This window comes from Legionella navarrensis, from assembly GCF_052527415.1.
The window spans coordinates 189154-211482 of record NZ_JBNVZR010000001.1 but is presented as its reverse complement, the minus strand read 5'-3'; the positions used below and the strand labels follow the sequence as shown (position 1 = coordinate 211482).

Here is a 22329-nt window from a genome sequence, read left to right as displayed (position 1 = left end):
CCCGGATTACGGCTTCGCCTAATCCGGGCTACGATGTTGATCAATTCACCTGATACCCGTCACTGTTGTGGGGCTGCCAACGTCGATCCACCTCCTCCTCACGAATATCCCGCGTCATATAATTAAAGGCATTCACCGAGTCCGTATTTTTGAAGAAGCGTAATACGCTGGTTGTGAAACCCTGGCTGGCCTCAAGTACGGCATAATCCGGTGATTTTTTCATTCTTGCCTTTACCTGCTCCAGATCACGAGGATCAGAATATCTGTTCAGTTCACGTTGAAATGCATCCAGAATGGCACGCTTTAACAGATCACCCACAAGGGTTCGTTTTTCCGCATCACTTAAAATCAAATACTCAAAATTAACACCGCGTGCAGAAGCCTTATTCCAGAAGTGCGTGGAACGCTTATCTCCATTCAGGCCATAAGCATAGCGATTCGGAAACCTCTCTTGTTGCTCTCTGTCATCATTTTTAAGCAAACCATCATCAGTATCCTCATCAGAATGCGACACATTTGTCTCGCTATCCGACGACGATGAAGCGGGCTCCCGAATCCTGACTATCGGAACCGGTGGCGCCTTAATAAGACGATGCATATCGTTCTCTAAATTACGCTCAGTCAAAATCAGTGCATCCTGATTGCCTATTTTGATTTGATAGCCCTGCTGCCCTGCCACAAAGGACAGAGACGGATAGGAAATGCCCTGGTTTTCAAGGTGCCCCAGCACACGATCCAAATGCTCCAGTTGTTGTTCGTAAGCGTTACGGCTGAGTGTGGCTGTGATATTTCTGCCAGCAATGCTTAACTCAAAGTCAATCTGCTCCCCTTTCGCCTGCGGTTTTACCAGGATGTTAATGTCATGATAAATCAGTTTTTCCACCAGAATATCCAGCAGGTTGGGTTCCTCGACTGGCACGGAGCGGGCTGCCTGAGTCTCATCTGAGCGACTCGACGCCATGGCGGGTTTCGATGTTTTCAGCCAGGCTGCGATGGACTCGTCTACTTCTTCCTTTTTGAGCTTAAACTCTGACGTTCCGCCAGCAGACAGGACTGAAACATGAAGTTTTTTATCACCAGGATTCACCATAACATGCTCAAAATCAACGCCTTTCGCTCGCAGTTTTTCCTCTACTTGCTGACGCCATGGTTCGTAGTTATCTTTGCGCGTCAGTCGATACTCCCTCACCAGATGCACCAGCAAGCCATAGAACTCCGATCTGTCACGATTGGTTGAGAGATTTTTAACCATCTTATCCGGTCTGGTTGATCGAGCCGGTTTGTGATAGTTATCCATTGCGGCAAATATATCCCTCTTCCATTCAGGATTTTTGCTGACGATATCCAGCAAAAGACTAACATTACGACTAAATTTGCCCGAATTATCTTCGTTATCCCTTAAAACTTCCAAATCAGCGAGGATGGCGGCTCGAGCGGAGTCGTCCTGAGGAACCGGTACCGTTACGGTTGTAGATGAAGCGGCGATTGCCCGTGGTTCTGCAACACGCAGCAAAAGATCCTCTTTGGCAGGGGTAGTTTTGCCGTGTCTGAATGTATTTTCCGGACGTTGCATTTCCTTGAGGAGATCGGCCTCACTCATAAAACAGTTGGCCTGTTTTTCTCGGTTAAGATCGCGAACAGCCGCATATATCTGTGCGTTGAGCGCCTTTCGTTGATTAAATAAATCAAGCAGCTCTTGTGTATCCTTAGACTTTTTATCTTTAACCAATCCATCTATTCTCTGCGACAGTGTTGCTTTTTCCGTCTGCAAAGCCATGATTCGTTCTTCAATCGCATCGCTGGTTGTGCTCGTAAATCTCGCGCTGACGTGTCCAAAATGCGTTCCTGTTTTTACACCCTGAACCCCCGCTCTGGTAGTCAGCTCGACGCGCATGCCAGTATGTTCATCCAATCGATTATCCGGGCTGCTGATAGCATGAACCTTAAGAGCAGTAAAGCCAGCTTTATGCAGCGCATCCGCCAGTTCTTTGGCGTAGCAGCTTTGATCAGACATGATCCAGCCAGCTTCGCAGGATAAGATATAAATATCCTTAAGCGCCTTTCGACTGTCTTTATCTGGCACGAGGCGGCAAAGGCGGGAAACCATGTCTTTAACGCGCAGCCCCTGAATACTGTGATATTGCCTTTCCTTGCGCCCAATCAAGCGCTGGGAATGACCATGAATAAAAATCGATTCGGGAGCCTCTCGCAACCTGGCTGTATTGTTTCCTTTCTTACTCAGAACGGTAACGCCACTAAACTCTTGTCCAATAGCAACCCTCGCTGCTTTTCGACTCTCAGCATCAATTCCTTCAAAGGTAATCAAGTGCATATCAACTCCAACTAATTAATACCGTTGCGCTGATTGTACAGCTGAGATATTAAGGAAATATTATTAATGTCGAATAATTGCACATTTTATTAGTCTCCCGGCCTTCGTGCTAATGGCAGACACGTAGCCCGGATTAGGCGTAGCCGTAATCCGGGACGCCATGCTCATCCTGGCCTGGTTATACGTTTGTGGCCTGTTTCCCGGATTACGCTGGCGCTAATCCGGGCTACAAGGGCTAACAATCAGCGGGTTATATCTTCACAGTGTTTTTAATTGCAGCACTCATGGTACAATGGCCTGCTTTTACCAGTAATCATCTCCAAGACAGTTAATCCAGGCTTACCTTATGAAATTTCTTGTTATTTTTTTGCTTTTTTGCTTTTCCAGTGCCGAGGCCAATATCGGTGATGACATTTTAAAGCACTACCAGGCGCGTCTGTATCGTCTGCCTTTTGTTCAGCAGGAACACTTTTCCCTGCGCATGTACACCATCACCGGCGACGAACGCTATCTGAATCCCATGATCATGTATCTGTACCTGCTCAGCAATAAATACCGGGCATTAACGCCTAATCTGGACAAAGATAACCTGCTGGAGGAAGAAAACAGGCGTTTGCTCAGCATCAACGAATTTGATACCGACAAGAAAAAAATGCGAATGAAAAAAATAGAGCAGTTTCCCGGTGTTGCTTTTTACATGAACTACCTCATTCTTATCAAAAAGATTTATTTCTATAAACTGGACAAAACCCCACTGTTCCCCAATATTGATCAGGCTATTCGTTACCTGAAAGCCAATGAAAGCCGTTTTGAACCCTTTCTGCTGGATGATGAAAATATTGTCTTATACGGTGCTCAGCTGGTGAACTACGTTTATTACCTGCTTGATCTCGGTATCGTTGATCTACGCGATCCCTACAGCAAAAAATTCAGGCAGATTTTTCCAGACAGTCAGGACGGGCAATTATCCTCGCTGGACTACGCAGCCAAAATTTATGGCATGACGCATTTTATTATTGCGGCAAGTAATTATTACCAGACCCGTGTTGACGACCCCACCCTCAACTGGATTACTGAATATTTTGAGACGCATATAGATGAAATTATCAAACGCAGCGAAAATGACGTCATTGCTGAAGTGGGTGTCTGTCTGATGCTGTTGAGCCGGGAGCACAGTGTCGCTGTTGCAAAAATCAAGGCGCATCTGAACAAGGCCTATGATCCCAGACACGGTTTCATACCTGATAAAGAACAGTATTTTGATTTAAGCCGCGGTGAGCATCGCAATATTCTGACTATTATGTTATTTAAATGGCCAGAAAAACTGACGCCCATTCCCCAGACTCTGATTCAGAAAATATTGTCTCGTGGTTTTGTGATCGATGATAACAATATGGAAATTAATTTCGGCTTTAAATTAATTTAGTGCTCTATCAATATTCAATCCTGGGGTAAGGTGGGCAAAGGAGCGAAGCGACGTGCCCACCATGGTTGTGCTCTGTGCCTATGACTGGTGGGCACGTCGCTTCGCTCCTTTGCCCACCCTACCCTGGATTTAAGAGCATCCATGACCGTTTTTTCATACCATTTGCACTAATTTATGGGCTCATTTTATGACAACTGCCTGGATGGCCGTCTTCGTCGCAAAAACTCATGTTGTGACGTTCGCAGAAATCCTGAGTCGTGATGCGACAGCCAGGCTCAGGCTCGCTTTGAAAGATCGTACCGAGGCAGCTGGCCTGATCCCTGTGAATCATGATACGGTCGCAATCAGGCTTTTGTGCCAGGGGATAGCATCTCATGGTGTCAAAATCGAGGCACCAGGCATTTTTGCCCTGTTGTTCGTTGTAGGGGATGCAGCTGCACCAGGTGTATGTGTTTCGATGACAGCCGTCTTCATCCGGCCCGCAGAGTATGTATTTTTCCGCCGCCATACCAGTAGCTGAAAAACCTGACAGCGTAAAAAAAAGAGACGCAACGTTGAGAGTCTTGCTAAGATTCATTTTATTTCTTCCATGTAGTTGTTGGATTACTGACGCGGCGCATTATTTATTAGAAACAGAGAACCTGCAAGTAGAAAATCTCAACGCAGGTAAAAATTGACAAACGCCCTTCTCATATCCAAAATCAGTGAAACGCTCTTACTCTAAAGATAAACCATGGAATATAAAGATTATTACAAAGTCATGGGTCTGGAACGAAATGCTGATCAGGATGAGATCAAACGCACCTACCGCAAACTCGCGCGTAAATATCACCCCGATGTCAGCAAGGAAGCCGATGCAGAAAACAAATTCAAGGAGTTGGGAGAGGCATACGAGGTGCTGAGAGATCCCGAAAAACGCGCTAAGTATGATCAGTTCGGCCAATACTGGCAACACCCCGAACAACAATACCAGCAACAGGCTTCTTCTGGCCATCAATATCATCAGTACAGCAACGATGCAGAACAGGCCGCGGCCTTTGAAGACTTTATCAATCAGACATTCCGTCAGCGTTATCGTCAGGATAATGCAGCATTTTACGACAAGGGGCAGGATATTCACGCCAGATTAAGTATCAGCCTGGAAGACAGTTTCCACGGCGCCGAAAAAAGTCTGCAGTTGCAGATACCGGAAGTTGATGCCTATGGCCAGGTCAATTATGCTCTGCGTACCATAAAAGTAAAAATACCCAAAGGGATCGGCGACACCCAGCAGATTCGTCTCAAAGGCCAGGGCAACAAAGGCAGTGGCAATCAACCCGGTGACCTGTATATTGAAATCAACATTCTGCCACACCCCATGTTCCGTCTGGATAAAAAGGATGTCTGGCTGGATTTGCCCATCAGCCCCTGGGAGGCAACGCTTGGGTCTACGGTTGAAGTACCTACGCTGGCCGGACCGGTGAAACTGAAAATTCCCAGACTGTCGCAGTCCGGCAGTCATATGCGTTTGAAAGGCAAGGGCTTGCCCGGTACACCGCATGGGGATCAAATGATCACGCTGCAAATTGTCATACCAAAAACTGAAAACGAAGAAGTCAACAGACTGTACGAAAAAATGGCTGAAATTGCTCACTTTAATCCACGCGAGAAACTGGGAGTCCGTAATGACCGCTGAGAAACACACGTCACCCGAAAGTGAGGAATGGTTTTATCTGTCTCTGCAGGAAGTCACTCGTTCCTTTGGTGTTCCCACAGACACCATCATGGAGATTATTGACGAAGGCATTGTGAGCGTTCACGTCAACGAGAAGAACGAACTGCAGTTTGATACCCACGCGATACACTCCATCCGCACCACCCTGCGCCTGCATCAGGATCTCGGGGTGAACATGGCTGGGGCCGCTCTGGCGCTGGAACTGTTACGTGAAATCGAGCGCCTGAAAGCATTATTACGCAGGTAGCAGGACTGAGATAATCAGGAAATCCTCAAAAAAGGCTGTGTCTGCGGGTTACTGGCACTGCAGACTCTGTCGGTACAGGGCGCGTCGCGGGTTACTGACCACATCGTCAGGCCACCAAATGGATGTTTATCGGCAGCCTGCTTTGACTCATCAGCATGACGCAGGGTAAATGACTGCTGGCCGCTGTCGGCATAAGGGCTGAAAACGGGTGCTGCGTTAACGAGTTTTGCGAACATTAAAACGGCTGCAATAAACAAAAACTGAACATACATCATAAAACTGTCTCCGGCGAAAAGGTTTGCTATTTTTTCATCTATCTGTCTAAATGTCAATCAATATTATTAATTGAGTGAGCCTTGAAGCCCAAAATCGCAGGGTACGCAAACGCACAGCGATGTGCTATCGTTAAATTTCCATGACAACAAGAGATTCAAACATGAGTATCTGGTTTAAGTCTTTTACGCCCGATGAATTAACACAACGCGGTAAAAACACACTGTCTGACTTTCTCGACATTCGTTTTACCGACGTGGGTGACGACACTATCACAGCCACCATGCCGGCCAGTGCCCGCAGCAAACAGCCGTTGGGCATCGTTCATGGCGGAGCCAACGTCGTGCTCGCAGAAACCCTGGCCAGTACGGCCGCCAATGCGGTGGTAGACAGCAGCAGGTTTTATTGTGTCGGGCTGGAAATTAATGCCAACCATATCCGCCCCGTGCGCGAAGGTATGCTGACCGCAGTCACCCGCCCGATTCACCTTGGCCGCACCACGCAAATCTGGCAAATCGATATCTTTAATGATGAAGGCAAACAGACCTGCGTGTCACGAATGACCGCCGCGGTCGTGCCTCGATAAATTCAACCAGCAAGGGAACGCTTATGTCATATTATAAAACACTTTCTGCCGCCCTCCTGGCGCTGGGCTGCTCGAGCAGCCTTCATGCCGATGGTATTAATCTGGAGTGCCCTATCGATAAGCCGGTTGTCCTGAAAACGCTGGAAAACAGAAAAATCAACCTATACGACATGGCGCATTTCCCAACTGCCGGAACCTTTGGCGGTCCACAGCTCGAGTTTTCGGTATCGGCCAACCCCCACCAAAAGAAAAATGAACTGGCCATCAGTTCCCGTATGGGCGAACTGGTGATCAGTGCGGCGGAGAAAGATACCTTTGACGTGATTGTGACAGCGAAAAATGGCTGTGGTCAGGCATCCACCAAATTTAATGTGATTATCGTCGAAGAAGAATGACGTTGGCTTCTCTGTCTGTGAGCGCATTAATTGCATTTTTCCTGCTGGCCGCCATTGCCGTCTGGGCGGCCGGTATTTATTTGTCGGATTCTACCGACGTCATCAGTACGCGATTCAAACTGGGAGAGGCTCTCGGTGGATTAATATTCCTTGCCATTGCCACCAATCTGCCTGAAATAGCCATTGTGGTCAGTGCCTCTGTGAAACAGCAGCCCGGCATAGCCATCGGTAATATTCTTGGTGGCATTGCTATCCAAACCGTTGTATTGGTTCTTCTGGATGGCTTTGGACTCGGTTCAAGGGCGTCCCTGACCTGTCAGGCGGCCTCATTGCAGATTGTTCTTGAAGGCCTGCTGGTTATCTGTGTGCTGCTGATTACCATCATGGGAGCCCAATTGCCGCAATCGCTGGTTTATGCGCACATAGGCCCCGGCGATCTTCTTATTGTCATTACCTGGCTCGTTGGACTTTATCTGATTAACAAGGCACGCAGCGGGCTGCCCTGGCACGAACAGGGCCGGGCTCCCCATATACACCCACCGGTTAAAAAAAAATATCAGCAATGGAGTACAACAAAATCTGTACTGGTGTTTTGCCTGGCAGCATTGATCACCCTGCTTGCCGGACTTACCCTGGAGGTAACGGGAAGCCTGATTGCCGCACATATCGGCTGGAGCGGTATTCTCTTCGGCTCAACCATACTCGCGGCCATCACCGCCCTGCCGGAAATATCAACCGGCATGGCGGCCGTGCGCATGGGCGATTATACGCTCGCATTAAGCGACATTTTTGGAGGCAATGCCTTCCTGCCCGTTCTGTTCCTCCCTGCGACCCTGTTATATGGCCAATCAGTTTTACCTATGGCACAAAACACCGATATTTACCTGGCCAGCCTGGGCGCCCTGCTCACCGTCATTTATATCTGCGGCCTGATCTTCCGGCCACAACGTCAGTTCTTTAATCTGGGCATTGATTCGCTGTTAGTCCTGATCATCTATGCACTGGCCGTTTTTGGTTTATTTACCATCCTCAATTAGGTCAGGCCAGCACAAGCATGGATATAATGGAAGTTATAACTGATTTTTGTGCTGTTTTCGATCTAGTGCCTCGTCAAGATTAAATACAGGGGTAGGGTGGGCAAAGGAGCGACAGCGACGTGCCCACCATGGTTGTGCGCAGTGCCAATGCCCGGTGGGCACGTCGCTGTCGCTCCTTTGCCCACCCTACCCAAAGATTGAATATTGATAAGGCACTAGGTTGCCGGGCTTAACAGCCCAGCCTGTGCCTGTTGGATTCATTCAAATTTCGCTCTGCATTTTTTGACCTGCCTCTTTACATAAGTGATCCAGATGCTGATAAGCCCTATTGAGAACAGTGAGCTCTTGCTCCAGAGCCCTGGCGCTTCTCCTATCAAAGTGTCTATAGCTAGATCGAATCTCTCCAAGCTCACCCTGAATTTTACCTTTCAATTGCGTGTAAGTAGAATTTAGCAAAGCTCCCAAAGATTCATTTCTATCGTCAGTGCGGTCCTTGATAAAATTATCGAATAATTTGTCTAACACCGTAACTGGCAAGAAGTGAAATCTATGCGTGAACAAGAGTGATAAACAATCCTGATTCCGTGAATTGATTTGCGAAGGCCTTAGCCCCTCATCTGACAAATAATCAACTAATTGCAATCTCTCATAAAAGGAGGATTGTTTCCTTAACATATATTTATTTGTAGTTGTCTCTAAAATGTTTTGTGGAAATGAATTAAACTCTTTCAAGTTGGTATAAACAACATCTGCAGCGGCTGCAATTAATAATTTGAGCGACTTATGCAATAAAGAATTACCCTTCGGATTCTGGCAATCAAAACGGATGCCGTTGGATTTGAGTATCTCCAGTTTTGCTATACATTGCCTGTTACTGTCAAGAATTGAAAACAAAATATCACTGGATATCAACTCCTGCCAGTTTGGATTTTGCTTTTTAGCCGCTTCAACAACCAATGAAAACACCATGGGATCACTACTCTTTGCAGCTTCTTTTATATCATCCTTCTTTATTTTTGCCTGATTATCCAATAAAAGTTTTAAAATCTGAATTTTATCTTCTGTATTATCAAAGATACTCTTTTTCAAAGCCCATACAAGTGGAGTTTCATATGCGTTATTCTCTGCATTGACATCAGCGCCTCTGGCAAGCAGCCGTATCACATCAGCAAGATCAGAGTGACGAACTGCATTCAACAAGGGGGTATTTCCCCCTTCTCCACGTGCTTCAGTACCTAGCCTGGAACTGAGAAATTCTGCTATTTCCACCTGTTTTTTCTCTTTCGCGCGATTAAGTGCTTCCATCACATCTTCGTCCTTGATTTCGGGATGCAAGGCAAGCATCGTGACCAATTCATGATGCCCGTTTTGAGCAGCATAATAAATGGGTGAATATTTGCCATAGGGATGCAGATTAGGATTTGCACCTGCCATCAAACGCGTTTGGACGACCGGAACATCGCCTGATTTTGCAGCATAAAAAAGTGGCACCAAATTAACAACTCCATCATCAGAAATTAATTGTCCTTCCCTGTTCATGGCAGCTTTTAATCTGTTTTCCAATTTTTCACGTCTTCCAATATCCTCAAGCCGGGCCAGGTCATCCAATGTAACCAGGGCATTGTCAGCACCTGTACAGCCTGACTGCCTTAATTTTTCTTTGGTAACCGGTACCCCATCGATAGATACACCAATGAAATTAAATCCGGAAATATCTATATAACGCAGATATGGAAAAGGTAAAGTTATAGATTTTTTATTGGTGAATCCGCATCCTTGTGCGTAATCAAATAAAATCCTGTAAACTTTTTGATAATGCTGTTTCGCTTCCAATCTAATTTGATTGAGTTTGTCTTTTTGAACTTGTGTTAAAGAAGAGTCGGCTAATAGCCGTTTACTATCCTCCATGGTGATATGAAAAGCATTGCCTGCTGTTTGTAATGCTCCACCTACATCCGCCCCATATTTAATAAGCAATTCCATCATGTCCAACTGATCTTTTGCAGCCAAATCTTCCAGCCAGCATCTGTACCGCAGATTCCCAAAGGTTAAACTTCCCACACATTTTGAGTTATTGGATATGGAGCCTTGACTGAGGAGATACTCTGCAATGTCCAAATAACCTTTCTCAACCGCTATTCGTATAGGTTCATTGTTACCCATTTGATAATATGAATTTTCTGGAAAAACATCGGCTCCCATTTCAACAATTTCCTGTACAGCAGCCAGTGAGCCAGATTCCACAGCACGTCTTATCGATTCCCTTGATACGCGATTTCCTCTATTTCGATCAAAACATTCGGCCAAAGTGGGGCGCTTGATGGCTACCGCGCTGGTTGTATTGATTGAGTCGTTTGTATTGAATAATACTGGCAATTGAGATGCGAAACGTGATTGCGCAAAAAATGAATCAGTTGATGAGCCAGGTAAACCCTGAGAAGTCGCCCCTTGCTGTATAGGTTGATGGTTATCGCCATCAAATGGTAATTCACCCGCCTTTGTTTCTTCCAGTTTGCTTTTCATAAAACGCCCTTAAATTGAGCAATAATATCGTATTTTAAGTTATATGTCATCGATTTTAACAAAAATGTATATTAATCCCTCAATTCAAAATAGTACCACCAGAAAAACGAGCGTGTTTCTGGTGGACGGGGTCTGGCGATAAAATCATTATTTGAATTTGAGCCCAGGTGCAAATAATGTGAGCCAGGATTTTCGGATAGAGTCAATTTGAATATGGACAATTAATTTATGTGGCCCGGATTAGCGAAGCGTAATCCGGGAGCCAGCCCAACCGCAAAAAAATACCTTTTTCACCACAATCTATACTATAGTTATAAGGGAAACATCCTGTGCTATTTGTTCATAAATAAGGAAATAACATGGAAAACACAAAGATTGAAATGGAGTTGGCACCTGCCAACCTGAAACGCAGCTGGACGTGGTTGCTCGGTCTGGGCATTTTGTTTGTTATCCTCGGTGGAATTGGCATGGGCATGGTCGTTGGGCTAACGCTCGTCAGCGTCATGTTCCTTGGCGTTCTGCTGGTGATCGCCGGTGTGTCGCAGCTCTTTGACCTGTCACAGTGCAAGGAATGGAAAGCCATGATCTGGCATGCGCTGATAGCCCTGCTCTACATTGTGGCTGGCGGCCTCGTCATTTACGATCCGATACTGGCATCGACCATGATAACCGCCATGATTGCCTGGGTATTAATCATTATTGGTGTGGCACGTCTCATGATGGCCTTCTCGCTGCGTCATGTGGGCGGATGGTTCTGGCTGCTGCTGGCTGGTTTGACCGCTATCGTTCTGGGTATCATTATCCTGGCACACTGGCCATGGAGCGGTTTGTGGGTGATTGGCCTGTTTATCGCTATCGAACTGCTGGTTGACGGCTGGACTTATATTTTCCTTGCTTTTGCCATGCGCAACAAATAATCTTGTCTTTTCAACATGCTCCGCTTGGGCGGGGCATGTCATTTTTTCTATCACTCAGGATTCCCCATGAAAGCCATTGCCTATCAAAAAGCCGGCGATATTGATGTTCTTACTGATGTTATCCTGCCAAAACCAGAAGCTCATGGACACGACTTACTGGTTGAAATCAGCGCTGTTGCCGTGAACCCGGTCGATTGCAAAATCCGCTCCCGGGTCAGTCCTGAAGCGGATCAAATGAAAATACTGGGATGGGATGCGGTTGGCATCGTCCGCGAAACGGGTGACAAGGTCAGTCTGTTTAAACCCGGTGACAAGATCTGGTATGCTGGCGATCTGACCCGCCCCGGCTGCAACAGCCAATTCCATCTGGTCGATGAGCGCATCGTCGGGCTGAAACCCAAAAGCCTGACAGACGCCGAAGCGGCCGCCCTGCCCCTGACCACCCTGACCGCCTGGGAACTCTTATTTGACAGACTGCAAATCAACCGCACTGAACACTCGACCCTGCTGATAACCGGTGCTGCGGGTGGTGTGGGCTCCATTCTGGTGCAACTGGCCAGACAGCTCACGTCTCTTAAGATCATTGGCACCGCTTCACGTCCAGAGTCACAGCAATGGGTCAGAGACAACGGCGCGGACCTGGTTATCGATCATAACGCCCCGATGCTGGAACAGCTGCAGGCACATGGCATTAAGGAAGTGGATTACGTCATCAGCCTGACACACAGTGATCAGCATGCGGAGGAGCTGGTTAAATGTCTCAAACCGCAGGGCAGATTCGCCCTGATTGATGATCCGGTCAGCATGGATTTCAAACTTTTCAAGCTCAAAAGCATCTCCATACATTGGGAGATGATGTACACCCGCTCGATGTTTCACACACCAGACATGATTGAACAGCATCATATTTTAACCCGGGTGGCCGATATGGTGGACAGCGGAAAAATCAAAACCACTCTGAATGAAACGATGGGGACCATCAACGCAGAAAATCTGCGCCGGGCTCATCAGCAAATCGAAGGTGGACGCTCGCTGGGTAAAGTGGTTCTGGAAGGGTTTTGATGAATAAATATCACCCGAACAGAAACCTGCGCACAGAGCGCAGGTTTCTGTTCGGGTAATATTTCTTACCAGGCCGCCATAATCCCATTCAAATGTTCGTATGCTTTTTTTGCATACACGAGCGGAATGGCTTTGGCAGGATCCTGCTCGGCTTCGACGATTAACCAGCCTTGATAACCGGCATTCCGCAAGGCACCCAACACCGAAACGAAATCCAGACAGCCATCGCCAGGAACCGTAAACACCCCTGCCCTCACAGCGTCCATGAAATTCATGCTATGGCGGCTCACCTCACGCAACACCTCTGGTCTGACGTCTTTCAAATGCACATAACGAATACGCTGACCGTACTTTTGAATCAAATCGAGCGGATCAATGTCTGCGAAGGCAGCATGCCCCGTGTCGAGCAGCAAAGACAGCAAATCCGGACAGGTGTTGTTCATCAAAAAATCAATTTCAGCTTCCGTGAACACCCCCGTACCTGCGTGATAATGATAGACCAGCTGCATATGGTGATCATGAGCTATCCGGCCAATAGCATGCAGGCCACGGTTCACAGCCCCCCATTGCTGCTGATTGAACTGCGGTTTGTCAAAACCCAGGATGGGCAGTTCCGTGCCCTGTATCGCATGGCCGCACTCACAAATATTAATGTAGCAGGCGCCCATCGCACGCATAAAACTCAAATGATCCAGAAAGCGGGACAGGGTTTCCTGGTATCTGTCCGGCTCTGAGAAATACGTACTGAACCAGGCGCTGGACAGTTGCAGTCCGGAGTCAGCCAGCGACCGCTGCAGTTGCGGCGTGTTACGTGGGTATTTATTACCCATTTCTGTACCCACATAACCCGCCTGAGCCATCTCGCTGATACACTGCTCAAAGCTGATATCCGCGCCCAGGGAAGGATCGTCGTCGTTGCACCAGTTGATCGGTGCGATACCCAGTTTCATATTCATATAATCACCCTAATATGCTCTTGTTTTTTCCAGCTGTTCGCTCATTTTTTGATAAGCGGCCCGAACGTCCTGGGACTGCGACACGTCTGTCACCGCGACCCGCCACCAGCTGTGATAACCCTGGCTCATGGTTTTGGGCAGTACCGGCAACACGATCACACAGGATTCCGTTTCAGCTTTTGCCTGCTCCATGACCGATGCGATCGCCTCATAACGATCAACGTAAAAGGTTTTGGCGCCCAGAGCCGCGGCATACTGGCAAAAATCGATGGGAAGATACGGCCCGGTCAAACGCTTTGTCACGGCGTCTCGATAACGGAACTCGTTACCGAAGCCCTGGCTGCCGTTGGATTCCTGCAGATTGCGAATGCATTGATAGCCATGATTATCAAACACCAGCACTGTTATTTTTTTCCGTTCCTGAATGCTGGTCAGTAATTCCGAGTGCATCATGATAAAACTGCCATCCCCGACCAGAACGTACACTTCACCGGGTGCGTCAGCCTTGGCCAGGCGCACACCAAGACCTGCAGCCACTTCGTAACCCATACAGGAATACGCGTATTCCAGATGATAGTCCTTGGCCGCTTTCGATTGCCAGAGGCGATGCAGGTCACCGGGAAGACTGCCGGCTGCGGCAACGATCACATCCTCCTCGCGAACGCAGCGATTCAGCTCACCCAGAACCGCGGTTTGATGCAGACCAGCCTGCGCTTCTTCCGGCTGATGACACACACGCGCGAGCTCCTGATGCCACTCACTGCGCACCTGACGAACCTGACTGCGATACTCTGGCGGGCTTTGGTAGGTATCCAGTGCCTGCGATAACTGCGCCAGGCCACATCGCGCATCCCCTTTCAATAGCAGGCCGTCCATTTTCAGGCCATCAAATCGGCTCACATTCAAATGAATCAGCCGACAGGCCTTGTGCTGAAAGCCCCATTTGGACGAGGTTGTAAAGTCCTGAAGACGCGAACCAAGCACCAGTATCACATCCGCTTCAGCGGCGACGATATTGGCAGCTGCCGATCCCGTTACGCCGAGCCCTCCGAGGTTCATGGGATGAGTAAAAGGCAGGGCGCTCTTACCAGCCTGAGTTTCAACCACCGGAATATCGTGCTTCAGCGAGAAGGCAGCCAGCTCATCGCAGGCCAGGGAATAATGCACGCCACCACCAGCGATGATTAACGGCTTTTTCGCCTGCGTAAGTAAAGCCAGCGCCTCGTTAATCGCTCTCTCTGATACCGGCTCTCGCTCAATATGCCAGAGTCGTCTGGCAAAAAATGACAGCGGATAATCAAAGGATTCCGATTGCACGTCCTGGGGCAGACACAGGGTTACCGCTCCGGTTTCAGCCGGATCAGTCAGCACTCGAAACGCGTTCAGACAGGCCGTCATTAATTGCTCGGGACGGGAAATTCTGTCCCAGTACCTGCTTACTGGCTTGAAGCAATCATTCACTGACAGCGTATAATCATGCGTTACCTCCAACTGCTGCAAAACAGGGTCCGGCTGGCGCGATGCAAATATATCGCCCGGCAGGAGCAGCAAAGGAATGCGGTTGGTCGTGGCGGTAGCCGCAGCCGTGATCATATTGGTTGCTCCAGGCCCTATCGATGAGGTGCAGGCCAGGATCCCAAGGCGGTTTTTTTGCCTGGCATAAGCCGTTGCTGCATGAGCCATGCCCTGCTCATTATGCCCCTGATAATAGGTTAAACCATGCGCATCATACTCCAGCGCCTCACCAAGGCCGGTGACATTGCCGTGACCAAAAATACCGAATACACCCTGCACAAAACGATGCTCAACCCCATCCATGACAACGTATTGACTGGCCATAAAGCGCAGTAGAGCCTGCGCCATGCTTAAGCGGACCGTGTTCATACCCGACTCTCCTGTTTCCATACACGATGCCTGGATGATGGCTGCCGTGTCCACTCATGTTCCGGACGAAAAGTCGGCATGATGTAGGGATTATCCGGCTCATGGCGAATAAACCAGAGTGTGTATAGCGCATAACCGGGAGCAGTACAGTGGGCGTGCTCCTGACCTTCAGCTATCTGATAGGTGTCATTATGCTCAATACGCACCGGCTCCTGGCCATTCTCACCAAAGGCAAAGCCCTGCGGCTCAGAGAAACGATAATGATAAATCTCTGGCTGAGAATGGTAATGCGGCGGGTAGCTTGACCAGCGCCCCTGAAAAGTAATGATCTCCCCCACCACCAGATTCGACTCTGGCCGATTACGCTTGTCAAACACGGTTCTCACGATGCGGTAGGAGGTATTTTCAAGCAGTTCCTGACCACGATGATCCAGCTCCAGCATATTGGACTCATCAAAAAACATGGGTTCGAAATCCTGATCGTTCTCGGTTTCAATCAGCAGAACTTCACAATCGCTCAAGGCCTCAATACGCGCTGGCGTAGCCCTTGGACAGTGCAGCACCAGCGGTGCCTGAGCAAAATAATCCACCCGCTCGGCTTCAACGCACTGCCCGGCAAAATGAAAACGCACCCGGCCAGTCATCAGTAAAGCCGCAAACTCAAGATCCACATTAGTGACAAACTGTTCGCCCATGCGCAGCTTTACCGCAGAGAAATTCATACCCGTAGGATGAGCCACCGCGTCTTTGTCCACGATTCTTGTCAGGCCATCCGGAAAGGGACCATCCTGCTTAATAACAGCCGTCTGTGGGCGTTGCAGCCCGGATCCGAGGCGCTTCCAGACGAGCGGATCAGCCGGATATTCCTGCATAAAATAACGCAGCTCATCCCAGAAAGGCATGGCCGGAGCACAGCCATGTCGGGTCACCACCAGCGCGCCACAGGCATTGGCAAAACGACAGGCCTGCTGCCAGGATTCACCGCGCAGCAGGCCGCGCAGCAAGCCAGACATGAACGCATCTCCGGCTCCAAGTACGTTCAACACCTCAACGGGGAACGGTTCGGAATCAATTGGCGCACGTCGATCAACTGAATGCACCTGGCAGCCCTTCTCGCCCAGTTTGACCACGATGCTGGCCTGGGTATGCCGACGCAGCGCTGCCAGCGCGTCCGGCAGCGCGTCATGGCCGCCCGCCAGCGCAATTTCTTCTTCCGTGCCTACAATCAAATCACACTGAGCAAGAATCTCCTGGTAGACCGCAGAGACCTCTTGAGCTCTGATGTAACGCGCTTCCCCATTACCCGCCGTGGTCAGCCCCCATAAAACAGGTCGATAATCCAGATCAAACACCACGGCCGTACCATTTTCCCGGGCCACCCGTACCGCCTGCCAGGTGGCAGTGCGCATACTGTCGGTTGATAATGCCGTACCAGTAATCAATAAGGCTTTGGCCTGGGCCATCCACGCTGCGTCTACCTGCTCCGCCTTCAACTGCATGTCAGCGCAGTCACGGCGATAAAACATCAGGGGAAATTCATGAGGCGGTTTAACACCGAGCAGCACCAGACCGGTTAAATGTTCAGCGCTTTCAAACAGCAGATCGGTGGCAACGCCTTCCGCGTGCAGGGTTTTCTTTAAAAAACGCCCCATCTCATCCGCACCGACGCAGGAAAACATCATGCTGCTCAGGCCAAGACGTGCACTGCCAACGGCAATATTACCGGCGCAGCCACCAAGGTATTTACGAAAGCTCTGTGCATCCGCCAGACTTGCGCCAATCTGTTCAGCATATAAATCGACGGCCACGCGCCCCATGCAGATAAGATCAATCGGGCGCCGGGCATCATAGTCTATGGTTTTTGTACTCATCCTGAGACTCCTCACGATGACTGGATATCTGTCAGACGAACCGGAGCATTCGTCTGCAGTGACTGTTGTGCGGCCATGGCAATTCGCATGGCCTGCAGGGCATCCCAGCCGGAAACAGGGCTGGCTTTTTTATTTGCCCAGGCATCATAAAATGCGCTCAGTTCCGCTGTGAATGCCTGTTGATAGCGTTCGAGGAAAAAATACAGGGGTTTGGCCTGCCGGGAATGCTCGCGGGTGTAATGTGTTACCCGGTTTTCAACCTGGTTATCGGCCAGCAGCATGCCTTCTGAGCCAAACACTTCCACGCGCTGATCGTAGCCATAAACGGCCTGACGGCTGTTATCGATAACACCGAGAGCGCCGCTGGCAAATCGCAGTTGAATAATTGCTGTGTCAACGTCGTTCCATGTTTCAAAATCCGGATCGATCAACACCGCACCGCTGGCGTACACTTCTACCACCTCTGAGGCCGTCACAAAGCGCGCCATGTCAAAATCGTGGATACTCATATCCATAAACAAGCCGCCCGATGTAGCACCATAGCCTTTTGGCGGGCAGGCAGGATCCCGCGAGGTAATGCGCACGATCTGCGGCGTACCGATTTCCCCTTTCTGTACCCGTGCCTGCAGCGACGCAATACCCGGATCAAAACGGCGGTTAAATCCCAGTTGCAGCAGACTTCCATTCGCGTCAACCACTCGCAGAGCCTCCAGACACTCACTTTCTTTAAGTCCGAGAGGCTTTTCACAGAAAATGGCTTTCCCAGCCTCGCTGGCAGCCTTGATCTGCTCAATATGCCAGCCGGAAGGCGAGGCAATCAACAGGGCATCCAGATCAGGATGCTGAATCAGGGTATCTGCGTCAGCAGATGTGAAGGGAATTGATAAAGAGCCAGCCCAGTCCCGATCCAGTTGCGGATCGCTTATGGCCAGCAGTTCAAACTGCGGCAGACGGTATTTAATGTTTTCCGCATGCAGTTTACCAATTCGTCCCGCACCGATTACTCCGATGCGACATCTGTTACTTGCCTTGTTTTGAGTCATGATGGTTCTTCCAGTGTGAGTATTCGTTGTTTTTTATGTCGCCGGGTGTCAATCACCCGCCCAAGATCGCGCATGCGTAATCCAGCCGCCAGATTGTCTTCAATTTTTTCGAGAGATACGCCCATGGTTTCCGGTACGAATCGGTACACAAAAGCACAGGCCAGCAGACAGATCCCACCAAATATCATGAAGGACAGACTTTCGCCCGCGGTCTGATAGAGTTCAAGAAATGAGATAGAAACCAGGAAATTTGCGCCCCACAGGGTCACCGTGGCCATGCTCATGGCCAGACCGCGTACGTGCATGGGGTAAATTTCAGAAACAATTACCCAGAACAGAGAACCCACGCTGATGCAATAGCCGATGACATAACAGGACAAACCCATAAAGACGGATAAAGGCAGATTGGGGACGTTCCAGTAAAACAGCGCCGCGACAGCAAACAGGCCCAGTGCCGCAATAAAGGTTCCGTGTAACAGCAGCGCGCGACGGCCGAAACGATCCACCGTTAACAGGGTAAAGGCGGTGGCGGCAAAATTGATAAGCCCCATACCAAACGTCGCCAGAATCGCGTTTTTCATGGAAGCAAAACCGGCAGATTTAAAAATAACCGGGCCGTAGTACATGATGGCGCTGATGCCAGAAAACTGCTGGAAAACACCCAGGCCCATCCCGACCAGCAAAACAAATACAACCGGTACTTTGAACAGCTGTCGCCAGGACGTTTGAGCGACCGGCAGGCTGGTGATTTCCGCCATCTCCGCCATAACATCTGCGTTGCTGGCACGTATGCGTTTTAAAACACGCAGCGCTGCGTCTTCGCCGTAACGTTGCAATATCCATCGTGGCGAATGAGGCGCCCAAAACATACCAAAAAATAAAATCAGGGCAGGCAAAATCCCTATCCAGAGTAAAAGGCGCCAGCTCGATGCGGCCGTGTCGTGTAAAAAATAACCGGATAAAAAGGCTATGGCCTGTCCAAATGTAATGGCAAGACCGTTGATCAGGAGCAGCGCACCTCGTTTTGCGGGGGGCGCAATTTCTGCGATAAACAGTGGAGTAACATACGATGCGATGCCCATACAGACACCAATCAGGACACGTGCCCAGAGCAGGGTATTAAGATCATTGGCCAGCGCGCACAGGGCTGTGCCGGCGATAAAGCCCAGGGCCACCAGAATCAACAGCGTACGCCGGCTCAGGCGATCGGAAATCATGCCGCTCAGCGGAATGCCAAACACCGCACCGAGCAGACTGAAACTGACGATTTTGGACCACTGCCAATCGGTCAGGGACAGCTGCTGCATCACCTGATCCTTCATATCAGCCACGACACTGGAGTCGTAACCAAACAAAAAACCACCAAAACCGGCAATGACCGCCACCAGTAACACAAATCCATTTGTTTCCTCTTTCATGGGAGCACCGCATCCTTACATCAATCAATATCCTTGTCTGCCAATCCCGGCTCGATAAATGGTATCACTGTCATCTCAGTTGGGCTATTTATTTGCATGGCTCCCGGGATCCGAACCGCGACCGTCAGGAAGCGGAAATTCCAGGTTCGCATCCTGTGGAGCTTTCTGCAGAGCAGGATCATAAAACTTCCGCTTCCTGACGGTCGCGGTTCAGTCAGATCCTGCAAATAACAACCACTGGGATAGGTTTGTCCTGCTACAGCCCTGTCTCCTTCAGACCCCAGGGCCTTTTGATTCCTGGCCGGGTCCGAACAAAAGACCGCTGAAAGCATCGGCAAACCCAGGCGAATCCGGGTTTGAAAAAAAGCCGGAGATATGGGGAGAGGGTCCAGACGGCGTGCGAGGCGAGGACGAACCAGATGAACCAGTATGTGGCAAACGTGTCGACGATGAACCAACTGAACCACTAAGGGAGAAACGCGGCGACGTTCTTGCCTTGATGGTGGGAATGGGTTCATTGCGTTTCAACATTTGGAGCGCATTAATAAGGTCTTGTTTTCTTGCTCGGATCAGCTGTTCCTCTGGCGTAGGCAGGGTGCTTACGTCAACGGCCCGTATTGAGGGCTCATTGCGCAGCATTCCAGCATAGTCGAGCCCTTTACCCACGATAAACGGCCTGGGATCAATCTGAAAACCGGCGAACTCCGGATCGCCCCACTCTGGTCGGGGCTGTTTTTTATCGATCAGCACCAGCACCGCGACACCAATTGCTCCAGCCTGAGTAAATTTATCTCGGATCGCTGCACAGGTTTTACCCGTATCGTATACTTCATCAACAATGATAACTGTTCGACCCGCAACCGGCATCTTTGGCATGGCGCCAATAAGCACATCACAACCAGACGAGCTCATACTGGCCCCGTAACTACTGGCTGTTATGCTCGAGAAGTTAAATGAGTAGCCCCGGCGACTGAGAGCGTTGTGCATATCAGCTGCAAAGGGTAAGGCACCATCTAACACGGTAACCAGCAGCGGGTTGGCATCGGGATAACGTGCCATTAGGTCACGGGCAAGTACCCTGACACGCTTATCAATAGCTTTTTTGGTCAGCTCCACCCCATCAGAATCCTTGACAGCTGTCGTTCCCTCGCGCATGCGTTTTTCGATCGCGAACTCCAGATCGTTGATCGATTTCAGTTCAGCCAGAATTTCCTCTTTTGTCACAAAACACCCCAATATTAATGATACAGATGACTATCGAACGATTAGCCGATCGATTTTCATGAAAATGTCGACAGATAGCAAGAGAGAAAATTAGATCACAATGTTTTATTTTAGAACCAAAAGACACCTAGCCTGTTGATAATAATAATTATTCTCATTAAGAATTATATTAAACTTTTTTGCCAGTGTTTCTGTAAGGAAAACGCCAGCGTAATAACGACGAGCGATACCGCTAAAATATACCAGGCGGGTGACATCCTGTTTCCTGTGTATTCCACCAGAGTCAGAGCAACCAGGGGCACCGTACCACCAAAAACAGCCTGGCCTATGTTGTAGCCCATGGAAACACCGCTGGCGCGGACAGCTGTTGGAAACATTTCAGCCAGCAGGGTCGGTACAGTCGCATTAATCGGGGACAGCAGCAGACCAAGCAGTAGCTCAGCCCACAGGACATGCCACCAGTTATGGCTGATCAACAGGTAAAATATAGGAAAAATACCCAGTATCAGGCCTGACAGACCGGCCAGGAACACCCGCTTTCGCCCCACTCTATCGGACAGCAGACCCATAAACGGTATGCCGATGGTCATCAACAGCAGAGCCAGAAAGTTGACAGTCAGAACATCTCTTAAGGGAAAACCTTCTGACTTCACCAGAAAGGTCGTGACATAAGCGACCAGAATATAGTTACCTATGGCCATGATACTCGTAAACACGACGGCCAGGAGCAGGTTGATTTTATGCGATGAAAACAGCATTTTAACCGGCAAATCCGTCCCTGTTTTTTCTTTTAGAAATACCGATGATTCAACACTGTGAATGCGCAGATAAATACCATATGCACCCAGCGCCGCGCCCGCGAGATACGCCCAGCGCCATCCCCAGCTGAGCAGATAGTCATCGTTGAAAAAATGACTTAAAATCGAGGCGACAAATGAGCCGAAAAAAATACCCATGAATGCCGTGCTTAGCACCAGACTGCCAGCAAACCCCCGCTTGTCTGAAGGCATGTGTTCTATCAAAAACGTGGCTGATCCGGGTAATTCCCCTCCCACAGCCAACCCTTGAATCAGGCGTAAGGACACAAACAAAACTGGTGCGACGATACCTGCGGTATCATAGCCAGGCAACAGAGCAATCCCCAGAGTAGACAGGCTCATGACAGAAACCGAAACAATCAGCGCCCTGCGCCGCCCGGAACGATCTGCGTACTGGCCGAGCAGGGCTCCACCCAGAGGGCGCACCAGAAAACCGATGGCAAATACCGCAAACGTAGCCAGCAGAGACAGAAAAGGCACATGCAGGGGAAAGAAATAACGGGCAAAGAGAGGCGCGAAGCTGGCGTACAGCATAAAATCGTACCATTCGAGAGCATTACCGTATAACCCCGCAACGACACTTCGCTTTTCATCCTGATTCAT

At 49.3% G+C, this 22329-nt stretch carries 19 protein-coding genes; 8 read left to right on the top strand and 11 right to left on the bottom strand.

The features are described from left to right. Window positions 1–40: 40 nt before the first annotated feature. The gene (locus ACQUTA_RS00865; RefSeq protein WP_444986287.1) at window positions 41–2332 is read right to left on the bottom strand and encodes a hypothetical protein; all 2292 of its coding nucleotides are present in this window, start codon (window positions 2330–2332) and stop codon (window positions 41–43) included. A gap of 346 nt (window positions 2333–2678) precedes the next feature. Here ACQUTA_RS00865 and ACQUTA_RS00860 point away from each other — a divergent pair, with 346 nt between their 5' ends. Beyond that, on the top strand, window positions 2679–3758 hold the full coding sequence (locus ACQUTA_RS00860) for a DUF3541 domain-containing protein (protein ID WP_444986285.1): 1080 nt from the start codon (window positions 2679–2681) through the stop codon (window positions 3756–3758). Between the two features lie 172 nt (window positions 3759–3930). Here ACQUTA_RS00860 and ACQUTA_RS00855 read toward each other — a convergent pair whose 3' ends face one another. Continuing rightward, complete coding sequence (locus ACQUTA_RS00855; RefSeq protein WP_444986283.1) at window positions 3931–4335, bottom strand: hypothetical protein; 405 nt, start codon at window positions 4333–4335, stop codon at window positions 3931–3933. A gap of 156 nt (window positions 4336–4491) precedes the next feature. Between ACQUTA_RS00855 and ACQUTA_RS00850 the strand changes: the two genes are divergently transcribed. Both ACQUTA_RS00850 and ACQUTA_RS00845 read left to right on the top strand, forming a co-directional pair. Next, on the top strand, window positions 4492–5433 hold the full coding sequence (locus tag ACQUTA_RS00850) for a DnaJ C-terminal domain-containing protein (RefSeq protein WP_444986281.1): 942 nt from the start codon (window positions 4492–4494) through the stop codon (window positions 5431–5433). Next, window positions 5423–5719, top strand: coding sequence for a chaperone modulator CbpM (locus ACQUTA_RS00845; RefSeq protein ID WP_444986279.1), 297 nt, complete (start codon window positions 5423–5425; stop codon window positions 5717–5719). Before ACQUTA_RS00850 ends, ACQUTA_RS00845 begins: the two co-directional genes overlap by 11 nt. A gap of 14 nt (window positions 5720–5733) precedes the next feature. On the opposite strand, the gene ACQUTA_RS00840 is transcribed toward ACQUTA_RS00845, so the two are convergent. After that, a complete protein-coding gene (locus tag ACQUTA_RS00840; RefSeq protein WP_444986278.1) occupies window positions 5734–5994 on the bottom strand; it encodes a hypothetical protein in 261 nt (86 codons plus the stop codon). Between the two features lie 161 nt (window positions 5995–6155). Between ACQUTA_RS00840 and ACQUTA_RS00835 the strand changes: the two genes are divergently transcribed. The 3 genes from ACQUTA_RS00835 to ACQUTA_RS00825 are packed head-to-tail and all read left to right on the top strand — an operon-like array spanning window position 6156 to window position 8010. Further along, the gene (locus tag ACQUTA_RS00835) at window positions 6156–6578 is read left to right on the top strand and encodes a hotdog fold thioesterase (protein WP_444986276.1); all 423 of its coding nucleotides are present in this window, start codon (window positions 6156–6158) and stop codon (window positions 6576–6578) included. Between the two features lie 23 nt (window positions 6579–6601). Then, window positions 6602–6973: a hypothetical protein gene (locus tag ACQUTA_RS00830; protein WP_444986275.1), complete on the top strand. Its 372-nt coding sequence runs from the start codon at window positions 6602–6604 to the stop codon at window positions 6971–6973. Further along, on the top strand, window positions 6970–8010 hold the full coding sequence (locus tag ACQUTA_RS00825; protein ID WP_444986273.1) for a sodium:calcium antiporter: 1041 nt from the start codon (window positions 6970–6972) through the stop codon (window positions 8008–8010). Before ACQUTA_RS00830 ends, ACQUTA_RS00825 begins: the two co-directional genes overlap by 4 nt. 261 nt (window positions 8011–8271) lie before the next feature. Here the strand turns inward: ACQUTA_RS00825 and ACQUTA_RS00820 are convergent, their stop codons facing one another. Beyond that, complete coding sequence (locus ACQUTA_RS00820; RefSeq protein WP_444986271.1) at window positions 8272–10533, bottom strand: ankyrin repeat domain-containing protein; 2262 nt, start codon at window positions 10531–10533, stop codon at window positions 8272–8274. 359 nt (window positions 10534–10892) lie between these two features. Here ACQUTA_RS00820 and ACQUTA_RS00815 point away from each other — a divergent pair, with 359 nt between their 5' ends. Both ACQUTA_RS00815 and ACQUTA_RS00810 read left to right on the top strand, forming a co-directional pair. Continuing rightward, window positions 10893–11450, top strand: coding sequence for an HdeD family acid-resistance protein (locus ACQUTA_RS00815; RefSeq protein ID WP_444986269.1), 558 nt, complete (start codon window positions 10893–10895; stop codon window positions 11448–11450). 66 nt (window positions 11451–11516) lie between these two features. Further along, complete coding sequence (locus ACQUTA_RS00810; RefSeq protein ID WP_444986268.1) at window positions 11517–12512, top strand: zinc-binding alcohol dehydrogenase family protein; 996 nt, start codon at window positions 11517–11519, stop codon at window positions 12510–12512. 65 nt (window positions 12513–12577) lie between these two features. On the opposite strand, the gene iolE is transcribed toward ACQUTA_RS00810, so the two are convergent. The 7 genes from iolE to ACQUTA_RS00775 form a co-directional block, all read right to left on the bottom strand. Further along, the gene (iolE, locus tag ACQUTA_RS00805; protein WP_444986266.1) at window positions 12578–13468 is read right to left on the bottom strand and encodes a myo-inosose-2 dehydratase; all 891 of its coding nucleotides are present in this window, start codon (window positions 13466–13468) and stop codon (window positions 12578–12580) included. A gap of 9 nt (window positions 13469–13477) precedes the next feature. Further along, entirely contained in the window at window positions 13478–15352 is a 1875-nt protein-coding gene (gene iolD / locus ACQUTA_RS00800) for a 3D-(3,5/4)-trihydroxycyclohexane-1,2-dione acylhydrolase (decyclizing) (RefSeq protein WP_444986264.1), read from the bottom strand. Next, complete coding sequence (gene iolC, locus ACQUTA_RS00795; protein ID WP_444986263.1) at window positions 15349–17223, bottom strand: 5-dehydro-2-deoxygluconokinase; 1875 nt, start codon at window positions 17221–17223, stop codon at window positions 15349–15351. Before iolC ends, iolD begins: the two co-directional genes overlap by 4 nt. Before the next feature lie 11 nt (window positions 17224–17234). Then, window positions 17235–18266 (bottom strand): inositol 2-dehydrogenase, encoded by a 1032-nt coding sequence (iolG, locus tag ACQUTA_RS00790; RefSeq protein WP_444986261.1) that lies wholly within the window; start codon window positions 18264–18266, stop codon window positions 17235–17237. Beyond that, a complete protein-coding gene (locus ACQUTA_RS00785; RefSeq protein ID WP_444986259.1) occupies window positions 18263–19684 on the bottom strand; it encodes a sugar porter family MFS transporter in 1422 nt (473 codons plus the stop codon). Before ACQUTA_RS00785 ends, iolG begins: the two co-directional genes overlap by 4 nt. Before the next feature lie 273 nt (window positions 19685–19957). After that, on the bottom strand, window positions 19958–20908 hold the full coding sequence (locus ACQUTA_RS00780; RefSeq protein WP_444986258.1) for a phosphoribosyltransferase: 951 nt from the start codon (window positions 20906–20908) through the stop codon (window positions 19958–19960). Between the two features lie 164 nt (window positions 20909–21072). Beyond that, window positions 21073–22329 carry an MFS transporter gene (locus ACQUTA_RS00775; RefSeq protein ID WP_444986256.1) on the bottom strand — a complete coding sequence of 419 codons (1257 nt, stop codon included), beginning with the start codon at window positions 22327–22329 and terminating at the stop codon, window positions 21073–21075.

Coding starts and splice junctions, on each gene's coding strand:
- ACQUTA_RS00865 (WP_444986287.1), bottom strand. CDS start 2,332: ATGCACTTGATTACCTTTGAAGGAATTGATGCTGAGAGTCGAAAAGCA.
- ACQUTA_RS00860 (WP_444986285.1), top strand. CDS start 2,679: ATGAAATTTCTTGTTATTTTTTTGCTTTTTTGCTTTTCCAGTGCCGAG.
- ACQUTA_RS00855 (WP_444986283.1), bottom strand. CDS start 4,335: ATGAATCTTAGCAAGACTCTCAACGTTGCGTCTCTTTTTTTTACGCTG.
- ACQUTA_RS00850 (WP_444986281.1), top strand. CDS start 4,492: ATGGAATATAAAGATTATTACAAAGTCATGGGTCTGGAACGAAATGCT.
- ACQUTA_RS00845 (WP_444986279.1), top strand. CDS start 5,423: ATGACCGCTGAGAAACACACGTCACCCGAAAGTGAGGAATGGTTTTAT.
- ACQUTA_RS00840 (WP_444986278.1), bottom strand. CDS start 5,994: ATGATGTATGTTCAGTTTTTGTTTATTGCAGCCGTTTTAATGTTCGCA.
- ACQUTA_RS00835 (WP_444986276.1), top strand. CDS start 6,156: ATGAGTATCTGGTTTAAGTCTTTTACGCCCGATGAATTAACACAACGC.
- ACQUTA_RS00830 (WP_444986275.1), top strand. CDS start 6,602: ATGTCATATTATAAAACACTTTCTGCCGCCCTCCTGGCGCTGGGCTGC.
- ACQUTA_RS00825 (WP_444986273.1), top strand. CDS start 6,970: ATGACGTTGGCTTCTCTGTCTGTGAGCGCATTAATTGCATTTTTCCTG.
- ACQUTA_RS00820 (WP_444986271.1), bottom strand. CDS start 10,533: ATGAAAAGCAAACTGGAAGAAACAAAGGCGGGTGAATTACCATTTGAT.
- ACQUTA_RS00815 (WP_444986269.1), top strand. CDS start 10,893: ATGGAAAACACAAAGATTGAAATGGAGTTGGCACCTGCCAACCTGAAA.
- ACQUTA_RS00810 (WP_444986268.1), top strand. CDS start 11,517: ATGAAAGCCATTGCCTATCAAAAAGCCGGCGATATTGATGTTCTTACT.
- iolE (WP_444986266.1), bottom strand. CDS start 13,468: ATGAATATGAAACTGGGTATCGCACCGATCAACTGGTGCAACGACGAC.
- iolD (WP_444986264.1), bottom strand. CDS start 15,352: ATGAACACGGTCCGCTTAAGCATGGCGCAGGCTCTACTGCGCTTTATG.
- iolC (WP_444986263.1), bottom strand. CDS start 17,223: ATGAGTACAAAAACCATAGACTATGATGCCCGGCGCCCGATTGATCTT.
- iolG (WP_444986261.1), bottom strand. CDS start 18,266: ATGACTCAAAACAAGGCAAGTAACAGATGTCGCATCGGAGTAATCGGT.
- ACQUTA_RS00785 (WP_444986259.1), bottom strand. CDS start 19,684: ATGAAAGAGGAAACAAATGGATTTGTGTTACTGGTGGCGGTCATTGCC.
- ACQUTA_RS00775 (WP_444986256.1), bottom strand. CDS start 22,329: ATGAATCAGGATGAAAAGCGAAGTGTCGTTGCGGGGTTATACGGTAAT.